We start from the raw sequence: 18,662 nt of genomic DNA on the forward strand, positions 1-18,662 counted from the left end.
AAGCTGCTGCTCCGGCTGCTGCTGCAGGTGGTGATCCAGTAAAAGGGAAGGAACTTTTTAATGCAAATTGCGCTGCATGTCACAAATTAGATGCTAAATCAACTGGTCCAGCCTTAAGAGGTGTCGCTGGTAGACATGAGATGGCGTGGATTTACAAGTGGGTGCATAACAGCTCTGAAATGATTAAATCAGGAGATGCTGCTGCAGTTAAACTTTTTGAAGAAAATAACAAGTCTGTAATGACTCCTTTTCCTCAATTATCAACAGGTGATATTGATAATATCATTGCTTATACTTCTGAAGTAAAAGCTGAACCTGCTACGGGTGCTGCTGGAACTCCGGGCGCATTGCCAACAGGTGGTGTTCAAGAAGGAAGTGGAGTTTCTAATAGTATTATTTTAGGGGCCCTTGCTCTTGTAATGGCAATTTTAGTTGTTATGTTGTTCATGGTGAACAAGGTATTGACTAAAGTGGCAAGTAATAACGGTATTGTAGTTGCTCCAAGAGAAGCAAGAACTCCAATCTGGAAAGCTTTTGCTAAAAACCAATTCCTGGTATTAGTTACATCTATATTTTTGCTTTTGGCAAGTGGTTATTTTGTTTATGCTTTCTTAATGCAAGTTGGTGTTGATCAAAATTATGAACCAATTCAGCCAATTCACTATTCACATAAAATCCACGCTGGAGATAACGAAATCAATTGTAAATATTGTCACTCTGCTGCTCGTGTGAGTAAAAATGCGGGTATTCCATCTTTGAATGTTTGTATGAACTGTCATAAAAACATTTCTGAAGTTGCGGAAAGTACTGCTACTCCTGAGTACAGCAAAGCGTTTTACGATGCGCAGATCCAAAAATTGTATGATGCTGTTGGTTGGGATAAAGCCAAGCAATCTTATACTGGAAAAACGCAGCCTGTAAAATGGGTTCGTATTCATAATCTTCCTGATTTTGTTTACTTCAACCACTCTCAACACGTTAATGTTGCAGGAGTTGAATGTCAAACTTGTCACGGTCCAGTGCAGGAATTTGAGATCATGAAGCAATATTCTAAATTAACAATGGGATGGTGTATTGATTGCCATAGAAAAACTGATGTTAAGATGGAAGGAAATGCTTACTATGATAAAATTCATGCTGAACTTTCTAAAAAATACGGTGTAGAGAAATTGACTGCAGCGCAAATGGGAGGTTTAGAATGCGGTAAATGCCACTATTAATCGAATTATTAAGATTTTAATATTTATATACAATGTCATCAAACAAAAAATACTGGAAAAGTGTTGAGGAACTAGAGAATAGTTCTATTGTTGAGGCGCTTAGAAATAACGAATTTGTTGAAGAAATTCCTACTGAAGAATTTTTAGGAAATGCAGATGCTTTAGCTTCATCTGGAACTTCACGTCGTGACTTTTTAAAGTACGTAGGATTTAGTACTGCAGCTGTTACGCTTGCTGCTTGCGAAGGTCCTGTTCACAAGTCTATACCATATGTGTTACAACCAGAACAAATCATTCCTGGTGTTGCGGATTATTATGCAACTACTGTTTTTGATGGTTTTGATTTTGCTAACCTATTAGTAAAAACTCGTGAGGGTCGTCCAATTAAAATTGATAACAATACTATTTCTGGAGCTAAGTTTTCAGCCAATGCTAGAATTCATGCGTCTATATTATCATTATATGATAGTATGCGTTTGAAAGAGCCTAAATTGGATGGAAAAAATGGTAGCTGGTCTGCTGTTGATTTAAGAATTAAATCAAGCCTTGCTGAAGCAAAAGCAAAAGGCGGACAGGTGGTATTGTTGACAAATACTTTAGCGAGTCCATCTACTGAAAAATTAATAGGTGAATTTATCGCTAAAAATCCTAATGCAAAACATGTTGTCTATGATGCAGTTTCTTCATCTGACGCATTAGATGCATTTGAAACAGTTTATGGTGAAAGAGCTCTTGCTGATTATGATTTTTCAAAAGCTTCTTTAATTGTTTCTGTTGGTGCTGATTTATTAGGTGACTGGCAAGGTGGTGGATATGATGCAGGATATGCACAAGGTAGAATTCCATCAGGATCTACCGGAGCTAAAAAAATGTCTCGCCATTTTCAGTTCGAATCAAATATGACATTGTCCGGAGCTGCTGCTGATAAACGTATTCCTATGGGAGTTGCGGATCAAAAGCAGGCTTTAGTTCAAATTTATAATATAATTACAGGATCTTCTGTTGCTGTTTCTTTAGATGCTAAATTTAAAGTTGAAGTAGTTAAAGCTGCTCAGCAATTAAAACTTGCAGGTTCTAAAGGTGTTTTAGTTTCAGGAATTGAAGATAAAAATGCTCAATTATTAGTTTTAGCTATCAACCAGGTGTTGGCTAGTGAAGCTTTTAATACTGTAGGTACAAGACAAATTAGAAAAGGATCTAATGCACTTGTATCTCAATTAATAAAAGACATGAATGCTGGAAGTATTCATACTTTAATCATGAGCGGAATTAATCCGGTTTATACATTAGCTGATTCATCTTCTTTTGTATCTGGATTGAAAAAAGTAAAAACTTCGGTAGCATTTTCTTTAAAAGAAGATGAGACTGCATCTATAACTACAATTGCTGCTCCGGTTCCTCATTACTTAGAGGCTTGGGGAGATGTTGTAATTACAAAAGGAACTTATAGTTTGACTCAGCCAACTATTCGTCCTATATTTAACACGAAACAATTTCAAGACGTTTTATTGTCATTAAACGGTATTCCTGGAAATTTCTATGATTATATTAAAGCTAATTCAGCTTCAGTAATTGTAGGGTCTTCTTGGAACAAAGTTTTACATGATGGTGTTTTTGTTAGTGGTTCATCTGCATTAGCTGCAGGATCTGTTGATTATAGTGCGGCTGCAAGTGCTGTTGCAAAATCAAGATCTGCTGGAGACTTCGAATTAGTATTATATACTAAAACAGGTATGGGTGACGGACAACAAGCAAACAACCCTTGGTTGCAAGAGTTTCCAGATCCAATCACAAGAGTTTCTTGGGATAACTATGTAACTGTTTCGAATGCTGATGCTAAAAAATTAAACTTAACAAATGAAATTGTTGCAAACGGAGGTTTAAACGGAAGTTATGCTACAATTACTACTGCTGATGGTTTAAAATTAGAAAACGTTCCAGTAATTGTTCAGCCAGGACAAGCTGTTGGTACAGTTGGTTTAGCATTAGGTTACGGTCGTAAGGCTGCTTTGAAAGAAGAAATGATGGTAGGTTTAAACGCTTACTCTCTATATAAAAATTTCAATAGTGTTCAATCTGTTTCTATTGCGAAAGCAAATGGAGTTCATGAGTTCGCTTGTGTTCAGGGACAGAAGACATTAATGGGAAGAGGAGATATTATTAAAGAAACTTCTCTTGAAATTTTCAACACTAAAGATGCTGAGTTTTGGAACGAACAACCAATGGTATCTTTAGATCACCAGGAAGTTGCAGCTACAACAGTTGATTTATGGGAACCATTTGATCGTTCTACAGGACATCACTTTAACCTTTCAATTGATTTGAACGCTTGTACAGGTTGTGGAGCATGTGTTATTGCTTGTCACGCTGAAAACAACGTACCTGTTGTAGGTAAAGCAGAGGTAAGAAGAAGTCGTGATATGCACTGGTTGCGTATTGACAGATATTATTCTTCTGAAAGCACTTTTGAAGGTGATAACGAAAGAAAAGAGAATATTGCTGGTTTGTCAAGTTCATTATCTACATTTAATGAAATGGAAAAACCTGGAGATAATCCACAAGTTTCTTTCCAACCGGTAATGTGTCAACACTGTAATCACGCACCATGTGAAACAGTTTGTCCAGTTGCTGCAACTTCTCACGGTCGTGAAGGTCAAAATCATATGGCTTATAACAGATGTGTTGGTACTCGTTACTGTGCAAACAACTGTCCTTATAAAGTACGTCGTTTCAACTGGTTCTTGTATAACAAAAACAGTGAATTCGATTACAACATGAATGATGATTTAGGACGTATGGTATTAAACCCAGACGTAAACGTTCGTTCTCGTGGAGTTATGGAAAAATGTTCTATGTGTATTCAAATGACACAGGCGACTAAGCTAAAAGCTAAAAATGAAGGTCGTCCGGTTGCTGATGGTGAATTCCAAACAGCATGTTCAAATGCTTGTTCTTCAGGAGCGATGATATTTGGTGATGTTAATGATACTGAAAGCAAAGTTGCTAAATTAGCTGCTGATGATAGATCATACCACTTATTGGAGCATGTTGGAACAAAACCTAATGTGGTTTACCATGTTAAAGTTAGAAATACTTAGAATAAATTATTAATTAAGAAACATATAAAGGATTATGTCGTCTCACTACGAAGCACCCATTAGAAAACCTTTAGTTATAGGTGATAAATCTTATCACGATGTAACTGTAGATGTAGCTGCACCTGTTGAAGGTCCGGCAAACAAACATTGGTGGATTGTATTTTCAATCGCATTAATAGCCTTCCTTTGGGGGTTAGGTTGTATAATTTACACTGTATCTACCGGTATTGGAACATGGGGATTAAATAAAACAGTTGGTTGGGCTTGGGATATCACGAACTTCGTTTGGTGGGTTGGTATTGGTCACGCCGGAACATTAATTTCTGCGGTATTATTACTTTTCCGTCAACGTTGGAGAATGGCTATTAACCGTTCTGCAGAAGCAATGACTATCTTCTCGGTAGTTCAGGCAGGTTTATTCCCAATTATTCACATGGGTCGTCCATGGTTAGCGTACTGGGTTTTACCTATTCCAAATCAATTTGGATCATTATGGGTAAACTTTAACTCACCGTTACTTTGGGACGTATTCGCAATTTCAACGTATCTTTCGGTATCATTAGTTTTCTGGTGGACTGGTTTGTTACCTGATTTTGCAATGTTACGTGACAGAGCAATAACACCTTTTAATAAACGAGTATATTCTATCCTAAGTTTTGGATGGAGTGGTAGAGCTAAAGATTGGCAGCGTTTTGAAGAAGTATCTTTAGTATTAGCTGGTTTAGCTACTCCTCTTGTACTTTCTGTACACACGATTGTATCGATGGATTTTGCTACTTCTGTAATCCCGGGATGGCATACAACAATTTTTCCTCCGTACTTCGTTGCAGGAGCAGTATTCTCTGGATTTGCAATGGTAAACACCTTGTTGATTGTTATGAGAAAAGTTTCTAATCTTGAAGCTTATATCACATTACAACATATCGAGTTAATGAATATTGTAATCATGATTACAGGTTCTATCGTTGGTGTAGCGTATATTACTGAGTTATTTGTAGCTTGGTATTCAGGAGTAGAATATGAGCAATATGCGTTTTTGAACAGAGCTACCGGACCTTACTGGTGGGCATATTGGTCAATGATGACTTGTAATGTTTTCTCTCCACAATTTATGTGGTTTAAGAAATTAAGAACAAGTATCTTGTTTTCATTTATTATTTCGATTGTTGTAAACATCGGAATGTGGTTTGAAAGATTCGTAATTATTGTTACTTCCTTACACAGAGATTACCTTCCATCTTCTTGGACAATGTTTTCACCAACATTTGTTGATATTGGAATTTTCATCGGAACTATTGGTTTCTTCTTTGTATTGTTTTTATTATACTCCAGAACATTCCCTGTAATTGCTCAGGCAGAGGTAAAAACAATTTTGAAAGGAACAGGAGATAATTACATTAGAGAAAGAGCAAATAAAGATACACATCATGAGTAATAAAGTAATATACGCCATTTATAATGACGATGATATTTTGATGGATGCAGTAAAGAAAACCAGAGCTGCTCATCATCATATTGAAGAAGTTTTTACTCCATTCCCAGTTCACGGGTTGGATAAAGCTATGGGTTTAGCACCAACAAGATTAGCAATTTGTGCATTTTTATATGGATGTGTTGGTATTTCTTTTGCTACATTCATGATGAGTTATATAATGATTCACGATTGGCCGCAGGATATTGGAGGTAAACCAAGTTTTAGCTTCATTCAAAATATGCCATCATTTGTACCAATTATGTTTGAGATGACAGTATTTTTTGCTGCCCACTTAATGGTTATTACTTTTTATATGAGAAGTAGATTATGGCCATTCAAACAAGCTGAGAATCCTGATGTAAGAACAACAGATGACCATTTTCTAATGGAAATTGCTGTAAATGATAATGAGGCAGAACTAGTTTCATTTTTTGAAGGTACAGGAGCTGTTGAAGTTAAAGTAATTGAAAAGAATTAATTGTAGCTATGAAAAGGATATATAAAATAACACTTTTAGTTGGTATAACTATTTTAGTTTCATCTTGCCACAATAATTCGGCACCAAACTATCAGTATTTCCCTAATATGTATGAGTCTGTAGGTTATGAAACCTATTCAGAAGCAAAAATATTTAAAGGTGGAAAAGAAGGACAACTTCCTGCAGAAGGAAGTATTAATAGAGGTTTTGAACCTTATGAATATGAAAATTCAACTGCTGGTTATCAATTGGCTAAAGCTAATTTAAAATCGCCTTTGGATTCTATCGAGAGAAATTCCGGAAAAGGAAAAGAACTTTTCGAAATTTACTGTATCAGTTGTCATGGAGCAGCTGGAAATGGTAAAGGTAAATTAGTTGAAAGAGAAAAATTTCTTGGAGTGCCTAGCTATAAAGACAGAGAAATCACTGAAGGAAGCATCTTTCATGTTGAAACTTATGGTTTAAATGCAATGGGTTCACATGCAAATCAATTAAGTGCCCATGAACGTTGGTTAGTTGCTGACTATGTTCTAAAACTAAAAAGCCAATTATAATTGTTGAACAAACTGATCGTAATAGATATGTATACATTTTCAAGTAAATTAAAAACTTTTTCTATCATCCTAATGGCCCTTGGTGTGTTAGGAATTGGATATGGTTTTTTAACTGCTCCTAAAGATATTCAAGAAGTTGAAAAAATTCTTGCTGCAGATGCACATGGTTCTCATGGTGCTGCACATGAAGAAACAGCAGAGACTTCACATCAGGAAGCCGGACATCACGAAGCTGCTGAAGCTTCACATGAATCGCACAAAGGTGGCGAGCATGAAAAAGTTAGTGCTGCTGATGAGCATAAAGAACATTTAACACATGTATTGCACCAATTGCAAAATAAGCCTTGGTCTGCTTTATATGTTGCTTGTATTTTCTTTTTACTGCTTTCTATGGGGGTTTTAGCATTTTATGCTATTCAACAAGTTGCTCAGGCAGGTTGGTCTCCTGTTTTATTTAGAGTTATGCAAGGAATCACGTCTTATTTGCCAGTTGGTTCTGTTATTTTCTTTATCCTTTTAATTCTTTGTGGATTACACTTTAATCACATATTTGTATGGTTAGGTGAAGGAGTTACTGATCCTAATAGTGCAAACTATGATAAAATTATTGCTAATAAGGCTGGTTATTTAAACTTTCCTTTCTGGATTATTAGAGCCGCTATCTTTTTAATAGGATGGAATTTATACCGTCACTATTCTAGAAAAAACTGTTTAGCTCAAGATGATGCTAATGATGATCTTTACTACAAAAAGAACTTTAAAATGTCTGCTGGTTTCTTAGTATTCTTTATCGTTTCTGAGTCTATCATGTCTTGGGATTGGATTATGTCATTTGATCCACACTGGTTTAGTACTTTATTTGGATGGTATGTTTTTGCATCTTTCTTTGTAAGCGGAATCACTTCAATCGCATTAGTTACTATATATTTAAAATCTAAAGGATATTTAGAATATGTAAATACAAGTCATATTCATGATTTAGCTAAATTTATGTTCGGTATCAGTATTTTCTGGACATACTTATGGTTCTCTCAATTTATGTTGATCTGGTATGCTAACATTCCTGAAGAAGTTACTTATTTTATAACAAGAATACAATTATATAATTTACCATTCTTTGGTGCTGTTGTTATGAACTTTGTATTCCCATTATTAATATTAGTTAATACTGATTTTAAGCGTCTTAGCTGGGTTATTGTTATGGCTGGTACAGTTATTTTATTGGGTCACTATGTTGATTTCTTTAATATGATTATGCCGGGTACAGTTGGAGATAAATGGTTTATTGGAGTTTCTGAAATTGCATCTATACTTTTCTTCTTAGGTTTATTTATTTTTGTAGTGTTTACTGCATTGACTAAAGCTCCTTTGTTAGCAAAAAGAAATCCTTTCATTGAAGAAAGTAAACATTTTCATTATTAATATTTAAAGAAGTAAACAGATGACAAGTTTGTTGGTAATTATAGTTTTAGTTTTATTAGCAGTTGCATTATGGCAATTGACCAAGATATTTGATCTTACTCAAGTGGGATCTTCTTCGGACGATTCTCAGGTTGCATCAGATAATGATAATAATATTCAGGGATATATTATGTTTGGCTTTTTAGCTTTCATTTATATCTTTACGATTTACGGTTTACTAAAATGGGGTAATTTAGCACTTCATACTCCTGCTTCAGAGCATGGTCTTTTAGTAGATAGCTTAATGAATATTACTTGGGTTTTAATTTTTGTAGTTCAGTTTATTACACAAGGTTTATTATACTGGTTTTCTTTTAAAAATAGAGGACATAAAGATAAAAAAGCCTTATTCTTTGCTGATAGTAACAAATTAGAAGCACTTTGGAGTATCATTCCATCTGTAGTTTTGGCTTGTTTGATCCTTTACGGATTGTACGCCTGGAACAACATTATGTTCGTTGATAAAGATGAAGATGTAATTGAAATCGAATTATATGCACAACAGTTCAAATGGACGGCAAGATATGCTGGACAAGATAATGTTTTAGGAAAAGCTAATGTACGTTTGATCGAAGGTATTAATACTTTAGGTGTTGATATGTCTGATAAAAACTCGGCTGATGATATTGTAGTTTCTGAATTGCATATTCCAAAAGGTAAAAAAATACATTTCAAAATGCGTTCTCAAGACGTATTGCACTCAGCTTACATGCCTCACTTTAGAGCGCAAATGAACTGTGTTCCCGGAATGGTTACTGAGTTTGCTTTTATACCAACTTACACAACTTCTGAATATAGAGAGTTACCTTTTATGGTAGAGAAAGTTGCAAATATCAACAAACTTAGAGCTGAAAAAAGTATTGATTTAGTTGCAAAAGGTGGTACAGCTTTAGATCCTTATACATTTGATTATTTATTATTATGTAATAAAATTTGTGGAGCTTCTCACTACAACATGCAAATGAAAGTAGTTGTTGATACTCCTGAAGATTATAAAAAATGGTTAAGCGAAAAAACTACTTTAGCACAGGATATTAAAGCGGCAGCTGCTGCTAAAGAACCAGCTGAAGGAGCAAAAGCAACTACAGATAGTACAGCAAAAGATACTGTTAAAGCAGTAATTGATACTGTGAAGGCAGCTATAGCTAAAGTTGCTATGAAATAATATTTATTAAGAAAATTTAAAGTACACATATATGTCAGCAGAAGCGCACGATCACGATCACGGACACGATCACGAGCACGAACATCATCATAAAGACACGTTCATTACTAAATATATATTTAGTATTGATCACAAAATGATTGCTAAGCAATACTTGATTACCGGTATTATCATGGGTATTATTGGTATTGCAATGTCCTTGCTTTTTAGAATGCAATTAGCATGGCCAGAAGAGTCTTTTAAAATCTTTAATGTTTTATTAGGAGATAAATTTGCACCGGATGGTGTAATGGCAAATGATATTTATTTAGCTTTAGTAACAATTCACGGTACCATCATGGTATTCTTTGTACTGACGGCTGGTTTAAGTGGAACTTTTAGTAACTTACTTATTCCGCTTCAAATTGGAGCAAGAGATATGGCTTCCGGATTTATGAACATGATTTCATACTGGTTGTTCTTTTTATCTGCTGTAATAATGTTATCTTCTTTATTTGTTGAAGCTGGACCAGCTTCTGCAGGTTGGACAATATATCCTCCATTAAGTGCTTTACCACAAGCAATTCCAGGTTCTGGAACAGGTATGACTTTATGGTTAGTTTCAATGGCTATATTTATTGCATCTTCGTTAATGGGATCTTTAAATTACATCGTTACTGTTATCAACTTAAGAACTAAAGGAATGTCTATGACCAGACTTCCACTTACAATCTGGACATTTTTCGTAACAGCTATTATTGGTGTTATTTCATTTCCGGTATTGTTATCTGCAGCTTTATTATTGATTTTTGACAGAAGTTTTGGTACTTCATTCTTCTTATCTGATATTTATATCGCTGGAGAAGTTTTACATTATCAAGGTGGTTCTCCAGTATTGTTCGAACACTTATTCTGGTTCTTAGGACACCCTGAAGTTTATATTGTAATTTTGCCAGCAATGGGACTTGTTTCAGAAATTATGGCTACGAATTCTCGTAAACCAATCTTCGGATACAGAGCGATGATTATGTCAGTTCTTGCAATTGCATTTTTATCTACAATTGTTTGGGGTCACCATATGTTTATTTCAGGTATGAATCCTTTCTTAGGATCGGTATTTACCTTTACAACATTATTGATTGCAATTCCATCTGCTGTAAAAGCATTTAACTGGATTACAACTTTATGGAAAGGTAACTTACAATTCAACCCTGCAATGTTATTCTCTATTGGAATGGTTTCTACTTTCATTACTGGAGGTTTAACTGGAATCATTTTAGGAGATAGTACTTTAGATATTAACGTTCATGATACTTACTTCGTTATTGCTCACTTTCACTTAGTAATGGGTATCTCTGCACTTTACGGAATGTTTGCTGGTATTTACCACTGGTTTCCTAAAATGTACGGAAGAATGTTAAATAAAAACTTAGGTTATATTCACTTTTGGGTAACAGCAGTTTGTGCTTACGGAGTTTTCTTTCCAATGCACTTTATCGGATTAGCTGGTTTACCAAGACGTTATTATACAAATACAAACTTCCCATTATTTGATGATTTACAAAATGTGAATGTTTTAATTACAACATTTGCCCTTGTAGGAGGTGCGTTCCAATTAGTATTCTTATACAACTTCTTTAGTAGTATTTTCTACGGTAAGAAAGCAGTTCAGAATCCTTGGAGATCTACAACATTAGAATGGACTACTCCGGTAGAACATATTCACGGTAACTGGCCAGGTGAAATTCCTCATGTTTACCGCTGGCCATATGACTACAGTAACCCAAATCACGATGTAGATTTTGTACCGCAAAATGTACCAATGAAAGAAGGTGAAGAAGTTTTACACCACTAAAAATAAAAACAAAAAGATCATCTGAGAAGATGGTCTTTTTTTTATTAATATAAATTCCAATATTTTTAATTCCAAATTCCAAAAATGCTTATCAAATAGTATTGGAATTTAGGATTTCAATTGAGTGATCTTTAATCTTTCTTTTTTTACATTAACGGAAAAGATGTTTGTCATCAGATTGAAATTTGGAATTTTTATAAAGTCTTCAAAATTGGAATTTCGTTTTTTATTTGGAATTTATCTATTTTACAAACTGATTACTTTGTCTATCTTTGTAAAATGAATGAGAACCTAGATCCCACTACAAATGGGTACAACCCTGAAGAATTTGATCTTGAAAAAAAATTGCGTCCGCTGTCATTTGATGACTTTGCCGGACAGGATCAAGTTTTAGAAAATTTAAAAATTTTTGTTGCTGCCGCCAATCAGCGTGGTGAAGCTCTTGATCATACACTTTTTCATGGTCCTCCGGGATTAGGAAAAACTACTTTGGCAAATATTCTGGCGAATGAGCTTGAAGTTGGAATAAAAATTACTTCTGGACCCGTTTTAGACAAACCTGGAGATTTGGCTGGTTTATTGACCAATCTTGACGAAAGAGATGTTTTGTTTATCGATGAAATTCATCGCTTGAGTCCAATTGTTGAAGAGTATTTATACTCTGCAATGGAAGATTTTAAAATCGATATTATGATCGAGTCCGGTCCAAATGCCAGAACGGTCCAAATCAATTTAAATCCATTTACTTTAATAGGGGCAACAACTCGTTCAGGATTATTGACTGCGCCAATGCGCGCCCGTTTCGGAATTTCATCACGACTTCAATATTATACTACTGAACTTTTAACCAGTATTGTTGAAAGAAGTTCTTCTATTCTTAAAATGCCAATTTCATTAAATGCCGCTATCGAGATTGCCGGTAGAAGTCGTGGCACACCTCGTATTGCTAATGCGCTGTTACGAAGAGTGCGAGATTTTGCACAAATAAAAGGTAATGGAACTATCGATCTTGAAATTGCACGTTATGCTTTAAAAGCACTTCATGTTGATGCGCACGGACTTGATGAAATGGATAATAAAATCTTGTTAACCATTATAAATAAGTTCAAAGGTGGACCTGTTGGTCTTTCAACTTTGGCGACAGCTGTATCTGAAAGTAGTGAAACTATTGAAGAAGTTTATGAACCATTCTTAATTCAGGAAGGGTTCATTATGCGTACGCCACGTGGAAGAGAAGTTACAGATAAAGCTTATAAACACTTAGGTAAAATAAATACGAATATTCAAGGCGGATTATTTTAATTCTATTATAAATGTCTGAAAATAGAAAATATAATTACCCTCGCAGGCTTTCAATATTAAGATTTCTTCTTGATGCTGAAGGAGTGCGCAGAAATCCGATTCCATTTCATAAAAGATATTTTGATCAATTTGGAGATTCCTTTTCTCTTAAAATTGGTGCTTCAAAGCATATAATTTTATCAAGGGATAACGAAGTTGCTCAATATATTTTGCAGAAGAATCAGAAGAATTATCATAAGTCTAAATTTCAGTCTGTATATCTGTCAAAATATTTAGGGAAAGGTCTTTTAACTGTTGATGGAGATTTTTGGCTCAAACAAAGAAGACTTATTCAGCCTGCGTTTCATAAACAAAAAATGAACCAATTGGTCGAAAACATGAATGCAACTATTACTTCTGAATTGGGAAGTTTAGTCGAAGAAAAACCAATTGATCTTTTTCCTGTAATGAGTCAGTTAGCATTTAATGTTGTCGCTAAATCATTGTTTCAGCTATCAATTTCAGATGAAAAATTAAATCGTATAAAATATATTATTGAAGAAGTTCAGAATTTCTTAATAAAAGAAATTAGACTTCCGCATAAAAGTTGGTGGTTTTCATTAAGCGGTCAGGTTAAAAAACATCTTGAATTAGCGGAGGAGAATAATCAAATTATTCAGGAAATAATTGAGGATCGAATGACTTCAATAGAAGAAATTAATGATCTTTTGAATATGCTTTTGGAAACTCGATATGAAGATACCGGAGAAGGCATGTCAGTACGTCAATTAGTTGATGAAATTAAAGTGCTCTTTATTGCGGGACATGAAACTACAGCGAATGCCCTGACTTTTACACTTCATCTTTTAGGAAGAAATCCTGAAGTGCAACAAAAAGTTTTTGATGAGATTGTAGAAATTCAATCTCAAACGGATGATATTGTCGAGCAACTTCAGAAAATGACTTATACGAATGCTGTTTTAAATGAATCTATGCGTTTGTATCCGCCAGCCTGGATTACCGACAGACAAAATGTTACTGATGATACACTTGCTGGTTTTCATATAAAAAAAGAAACTTTAATTGGAGTTTCTTTTTATGAATTGCATCGAAATCCCAAATATTGGGATGATCCGGAGGATTTCCATCCTGAACGATTTCTTGGAGATCAGAAAAAACAATCCATGCAATATTTTTATCCGTTTGGTGCAGGTCCCAGAATGTGCATTGGGTCCGGATTTGCTATTTATGAAATGTGTTTAACCATTTCTCAAATAGTAAAAAAATATGTGATTAAATCGAATAAGGATTTTGTTGATTTTAATCCTTTAATTACCTTAAAACCCGTTGGAGTAGAAGTATTATTTTCTAAAAGATGACAATCAATTCTAAAGAGACATATTCGACCTTTATAAAATCAGAAGCAAAACGACTGGGTTTTCTTTCTTGCGGAATTTCTAAAGCCGGATTTTTGGAAGAAGAAGCACCTCGACTTGAAAAATGGTTGAATAATAATCATCATGGTCAAATGGCTTACATGGAGAATTATTTTGACAAACGTTTAGATCCTACTTTGTTAGTGGATGATGCAAAGAGCGTGGTTTCATTACTACTCAATTATTATCCGGAGGAAACTCAAACTCAGGAAAGTTTTAAGATCTCAAAATATGCATATGGTCAGGATTATCATTTTGTAATAAAAGAGAAATTAAAAGAATTTTTACATTCAATTCAGGAAAATATTGGTGATGTTTCCGGTCGCGCTTTTGTTGATTCTGCACCTGTTTTAGATCGTGCCTGGGCAGCTAAAAGCGGATTGGGATGGATTGGTAAAAGTGGTAATCTATTAACTCAAAAAGTAGGTTCTTTTTACTTTATTGCTGAGCTTATTCTTGATTTAGAATTAGAATATGATCATGCTACTACAGATCATTGTGGTTCTTGTACTGCTTGTATTGACGCTTGTCCTACACAGGCAATTGTTGCTCCGCATGTAGTTGACGGAAGCAAATGTATCTCTTATTACACCATTGAACTCAAAGAAAATATTCCTTATGAAATGAAAGGAAAATTTGATGAGTGGATGTTTGGTTGTGATACTTGCCAGGATGTTTGTCCCTGGAATCGGTTCTCGAAACCTCATTCAGAACCACTATTTAATCCGAATCCGGAATTACTTTCTTTTTCTAAAAAAGATTGGATTGAGATTACGGAAGAGACTTTTCGTGCAGTTTTTAAAAACTCTCCAATTAAAAGAACCAAGTTCGATGGTTTACGTCGTAACGTAAAGTTTTTAGAATAATTCTTAAAATTAAATTTATCCTTTTTCATTCCTTTTGTGTAATATTCTTTTTTAACTTTTTGTGTCATTTGTAAGATTTTTATGTTTTTATCTCGTATTTCTGTAAAAAATGAATAATTCTCCAAAAAATTAAGAATTTTCTGTTGTTTGGTTATCAAATAGTTATCTTTTTTGTTCTCTTAAGTTAATTTTATTCTCAAAAAAGTGTAATTCAACGTTTATCTATGTAGTTTAACGAGTAAAGTAGCTAGTACAGAGGTGTTTGTATATTTTCGCCACGCCAAACTACTAATTAACTAAAAAGACAATTTTGTGTCTTGAACCTACAATAATTTATGGTCCAAACGATGCTTTATTTTTATAATGATCTAAAAAAGTTTTTTTTAAGACTTTTAAAATCCATTTCTCTTGTTTTATCGTATCTCCTCTACATGTTGAATGCTACCTCTGGCTATTCGGCCTCTGATATTTCTATCTTTAAAATCACCGTTATCTATGTGTAACTTTACTTTTAGTCGATCTAAATTGTTTAGATTCAATTTTCTTGTTTTGTTTTTATTATTGGTTAGCTATAATGCATCAGCGCAGTTTTACACAAAACATTACATTGCGCCGGCACCTTGGCAATATTTTAGTAAAGCGAACGAAATTGTTATTGCAACAAATTCGGCTACGACAGTAAATATCACTTTAAAAAAGAGTGATGGTACTCTCGAAGCAAATTTAACGGCTATAAAAGGGGCGCCGGCAATTTACAGATTTACGTTACTTTCTAAAAATCTGCCTATGAATCCATTAAATACAGTTGTGAATGCTGCCGGATTAATTGTAGAAAGTACTGCACCTACATCTATCAATATGCGAAATATTGCTTCTGATGACTACGTAGGCGGAGAAAATGTAGATGCTAATATGAAAGGAAATGCTGCATTAACAAGTTTTGGTGATGCAGGAATTGGAGTTAGATTTAGAGTAGGATATTACAGAGACGGTTCGTTAGGGAATTTTGGCAGTTTGGGCGATCAGCGCCCTATTTATAGTATCATGGCCATAACAAATGGTACATCGGTGACAATAGATGGCGTTGTTAAAGCAACTTTAGATGCCGGGCAAAGTTATTTGTTTAAAGCGCCTATAGGAACTTTGGTACAATCATCAAATTCAACTGTAATGAATACTTCTGCTGCAATTGATACACCGGGAGGATGTGGAGATGGAGCATTTAATCAGATTCCGCCAGAATCAGTTTTAGGTTCAGAATATTTTATTGAAAGAGGAAAAGGAAATGATACAGCGGAGCAAACTACGGTTGTTGCGACAAAAGATAATACTACAGTTACAGTTGATAGCTATTCGGTTACAGGAGCATTAGTAGGAACAAAAACAACTGTATTAGCAACGGCAGGTAAATTTTTTACTTTTCTTAATGGTGTTACAGCCACTAACTTTTCAGCTTCCAGAGTTTCAGCAGATAAAAATGTGGCAGTATATTCCGGAACAGCACAATCTTGTGAGGTTGATATTTCGACCATTGCACCAGTATCAGAATGTGGAGGATCAAATTTTATTGAAACGGCTAAATTTAGAAATTACGGAACAGGATCTTTACCTTATTTTGGATATGTTCTTTTGAAAGATGCAACGGCGGTTGTAAATGTTAATGGAACAAATATTGAAACAGTAACAGGTATTAATGCACGTCATCAATTAGGATCAACAGGTTGGTATATAATTAATTTTGAAGATACACAAATAGGAAGTCCAAATGTTCTTTCGATATCAAGTACATCCAAGCTAACAGTTTCAATTGTACAACAAGGAGGAGGATTTTCTATGGCAGGGTTTTTCTCAAATTTTGCTGCTCAGCCAGAAGATCCAACCATGGCATATGTTTCTGGAGGAGGATGTACAAATAATACAGCCACTCTTACAACTCCGTCCGGTTTTGCACCATATCAATGGTATTTTAATGGTACAGCAATAACAGATGCAAACTCAAATTCATATATAGCTACAAAAACGGGATCTTATTCTGTTGCTTCAACTTTGGCTTGTGGCGTTCAAACCCAATCCAAACCTGTCAGCGTAACATTATGTACTGATTTAGGAATTACAAAGACAGTTGACAATTCTACTCCTTGTGTAAGTTCTAATGTTGAATTTACTGTGAAGTTAAGTAATTTGGGAGTTAATAATTCTACCGGAGTTTCTGTAAATGATTTACTTCCTACAGGATATACTTTTGTAAGTTCAACACAAACAGTTGGAAGTTATAATTCAGCAACAGGAGTTTGGAGTATTGGTGATGTAAGCGGAGGAATTACAGAAACATTAAAAGTTATTGCTAAAGTAAATGCTACAGGAGTTTATACAAACACAGCAGCATTACCCACTACAACAACAGATAGTGATATGACTAATAATTCAGCCAGTGTTTCAACTACGCCAAATCCATTGCCGACACTAGTTATTACTAATCCGGCATCAGTTTGTTCGCCATCAAAAGTAGATATTACTGCTCCGGCAATTACAGCAGGAAGTTCATCAGGTTCAACTCTTACTTATTGGACGAATGCAACTGCGACAACATCATATGCGACACCAACAGCAGCTACAACAGGTACATATTATATTAAGGCAACTAATGCTACAGGATGTTCAGATATAAAACCAGTAGTTGTAACGGTAAATGCAACTCCTGCAGCGCCAACTGCTTCAGCACAAAGTTTCTGCTCTGCAGATGCCAGAAAGGTTAATGATTTAGTTGCCACAGGAAGTACGTTAAAATGGTATAATACTAATACAGGCGGAACAGCTTATTTAGGTACAGAATTATTGGCAACAGGAACTTATTATGTAAGTCAAACTTCTGCAAGTAGTTGTGAGAGTACCAGAAGATCCGTATTGGTAACAGTAAATCCAACTCCGGCAACACCAACGATAGCTTCAACAGCACCAACTTGTTTATCAGATGGAACTTCGAAAGTATCAAATTATAATTCAAATTTATCATATATTTTTACTCCAACCGGTCCAAGTGTCGCTTCAACGGGAGTTATTTCTGGAATGGCGGTTGGAACAGATTATATTGTTACGGCTAAAAGCACAAGTAATTGTAATTCAACATCTACATCAGCCTTTAGAAATAATGCGATGCTAATAACGCCCGTAATTCCAAGTATAGTTTCAACCGCTCCAACATGTTCATCTGACGGAATTTCCACAATATCAAATTATGATTCAAGTTTAACGTATACATTTAATCCAACTGGACCAATAATTGCTTCAACAGGAGTTATCTCAGGAATGATTATCGGAACAGATTATACGATGACTTCGGGAAATACAACTTGTACTTCTGCACAAACATCGACTTTTAGAAATAATGTGATGTTGGTAACGCCCGTAATTCCAAGTGTAGTTTCAACAGCTCCAGCTTGTTCATCTGACGGAATTTCTACAATATCAAATTACGATTCAAGTTTAACGTATACATTTAACCCAACAGGACCAAGTACATCTTCAACAGGAATTATCTCAGGAATGACAATCGGAACAGATTATACGATTACTTCAGGAAATGCAACTTGTACTTCAGCACAAACATCATCATTTAGAAATAATGCGATGCTAATAACGCCCGCAATTCCAAATGTAGTTTCAACCGCTCCAACATGTTCATCTGACGGAATTTCGACAATATCAAATTACGATTCAAGTTTAGCATATACTTTTAATCCGACAGGACCAACAATCGCTTCAACAGGAATTATCTCAGGAATGGTTATTGGAACA

11 protein-coding genes and 1 pseudogene are annotated in these 18,662 nt (G+C 34.9%); all 12 read left to right on the forward strand.

Going from position 1 to position 18,662, the window contains the following annotated elements; genetic code table 11:
- Positions 1–1,220: cytochrome c3 family protein (locus ACHZDT_RS20120; protein WP_394776490.1), on the forward strand; the 1,220-nt coding region annotated here is incomplete at its 5' end.
- Positions 1,221–1,252: 32 nt separating this feature from the next.
- Positions 1,253–4,318, forward strand: coding sequence for a TAT-variant-translocated molybdopterin oxidoreductase (locus ACHZDT_RS20125; RefSeq protein ID WP_394776491.1), 3,066 nt, complete (start codon positions 1,253–1,255; stop codon positions 4,316–4,318).
- A gap of 34 nt (positions 4,319–4,352) precedes the next feature.
- A complete protein-coding gene (nrfD, locus tag ACHZDT_RS20130) occupies positions 4,353–5,753 on the forward strand; it encodes an NrfD/PsrC family molybdoenzyme membrane anchor subunit (RefSeq protein WP_394776492.1) in 1,401 nt (466 codons plus the stop codon).
- Positions 5,746–6,270 (forward strand): DUF3341 domain-containing protein, encoded by a 525-nt coding sequence (locus ACHZDT_RS20135; protein ID WP_394776493.1) that lies wholly within the window; start codon positions 5,746–5,748, stop codon positions 6,268–6,270. Before nrfD ends, ACHZDT_RS20135 begins: the two co-directional genes overlap by 8 nt.
- A gap of 8 nt (positions 6,271–6,278) precedes the next feature.
- Positions 6,279–6,824 carry a c-type cytochrome gene (locus ACHZDT_RS20140; RefSeq protein WP_394776494.1) on the forward strand — a complete coding sequence of 182 codons (546 nt, stop codon included), beginning with the start codon at positions 6,279–6,281 and terminating at the stop codon, positions 6,822–6,824.
- A 27-nt stretch (positions 6,825–6,851) separates the two neighbouring features.
- Positions 6,852–8,246 (forward strand): quinol:cytochrome C oxidoreductase, encoded by a 1,395-nt coding sequence (locus ACHZDT_RS20145; RefSeq protein ID WP_394776495.1) that lies wholly within the window; start codon positions 6,852–6,854, stop codon positions 8,244–8,246.
- Between the two features lie 19 nt (positions 8,247–8,265).
- Positions 8,266–9,450 (forward strand): cytochrome c oxidase subunit II, encoded by a 1,185-nt coding sequence (locus ACHZDT_RS20150; RefSeq protein ID WP_394776496.1) that lies wholly within the window; start codon positions 8,266–8,268, stop codon positions 9,448–9,450.
- Between the two features lie 31 nt (positions 9,451–9,481).
- Entirely contained in the window at positions 9,482–11,284 is a 1,803-nt protein-coding gene (locus tag ACHZDT_RS20155; RefSeq protein WP_074660567.1) for a cbb3-type cytochrome c oxidase subunit I, read from the forward strand.
- Positions 11,285–11,563: 279 nt separating this feature from the next.
- A complete protein-coding gene (gene ruvB / locus ACHZDT_RS20160; RefSeq protein WP_394776497.1) occupies positions 11,564–12,586 on the forward strand; it encodes a Holliday junction branch migration DNA helicase RuvB in 1,023 nt (340 codons plus the stop codon).
- Positions 12,587–12,597: 11 nt separating this feature from the next.
- Complete coding sequence (locus ACHZDT_RS20165; RefSeq protein ID WP_394776498.1) at positions 12,598–13,944, forward strand: cytochrome P450; 1,347 nt, start codon at positions 12,598–12,600, stop codon at positions 13,942–13,944.
- Entirely contained in the window at positions 13,941–14,867 is a 927-nt protein-coding gene (queG, locus tag ACHZDT_RS20170) for a tRNA epoxyqueuosine(34) reductase QueG (protein ID WP_394776499.1), read from the forward strand. The genes ACHZDT_RS20165 and queG overlap by 4 nt, the downstream gene beginning before the upstream one ends.
- A 549-nt stretch (positions 14,868–15,416) precedes the next feature.
- Positions 15,417–18,662 (forward strand): annotated as a pseudogene (locus tag ACHZDT_RS20175) (hypothetical protein); the annotation flags it as partial.

This window comes from Flavobacterium sp., from assembly GCF_043722275.1.
Taxonomy (GTDB): domain Bacteria; phylum Bacteroidota; class Bacteroidia; order Flavobacteriales; family Flavobacteriaceae; genus Flavobacterium.

Excerpts from the sequence above, each read along its gene's own strand:
- ACHZDT_RS20125 (WP_394776491.1), top strand. The coding sequence starts at position 1,253 with ATGTCATCAAACAAAAAATACTGGAAAAGTGTTGAGGAACTAGAGAAT.
- nrfD (WP_394776492.1), top strand. The coding sequence starts at position 4,353 with ATGTCGTCTCACTACGAAGCACCCATTAGAAAACCTTTAGTTATAGGT.
- ACHZDT_RS20135 (WP_394776493.1), top strand. The coding sequence starts at position 5,746 with ATGAGTAATAAAGTAATATACGCCATTTATAATGACGATGATATTTTG.
- ACHZDT_RS20140 (WP_394776494.1), top strand. The coding sequence starts at position 6,279 with ATGAAAAGGATATATAAAATAACACTTTTAGTTGGTATAACTATTTTA.
- ACHZDT_RS20145 (WP_394776495.1), top strand. The coding sequence starts at position 6,852 with ATGTATACATTTTCAAGTAAATTAAAAACTTTTTCTATCATCCTAATG.
- ACHZDT_RS20150 (WP_394776496.1), top strand. The coding sequence starts at position 8,266 with ATGACAAGTTTGTTGGTAATTATAGTTTTAGTTTTATTAGCAGTTGCA.
- ACHZDT_RS20155 (WP_074660567.1), top strand. The coding sequence starts at position 9,482 with ATGTCAGCAGAAGCGCACGATCACGATCACGGACACGATCACGAGCAC.
- ruvB (WP_394776497.1), top strand. The coding sequence starts at position 11,564 with ATGAATGAGAACCTAGATCCCACTACAAATGGGTACAACCCTGAAGAA.
- ACHZDT_RS20165 (WP_394776498.1), top strand. The coding sequence starts at position 12,598 with ATGTCTGAAAATAGAAAATATAATTACCCTCGCAGGCTTTCAATATTA.
- queG (WP_394776499.1), top strand. The coding sequence starts at position 13,941 with ATGACAATCAATTCTAAAGAGACATATTCGACCTTTATAAAATCAGAA.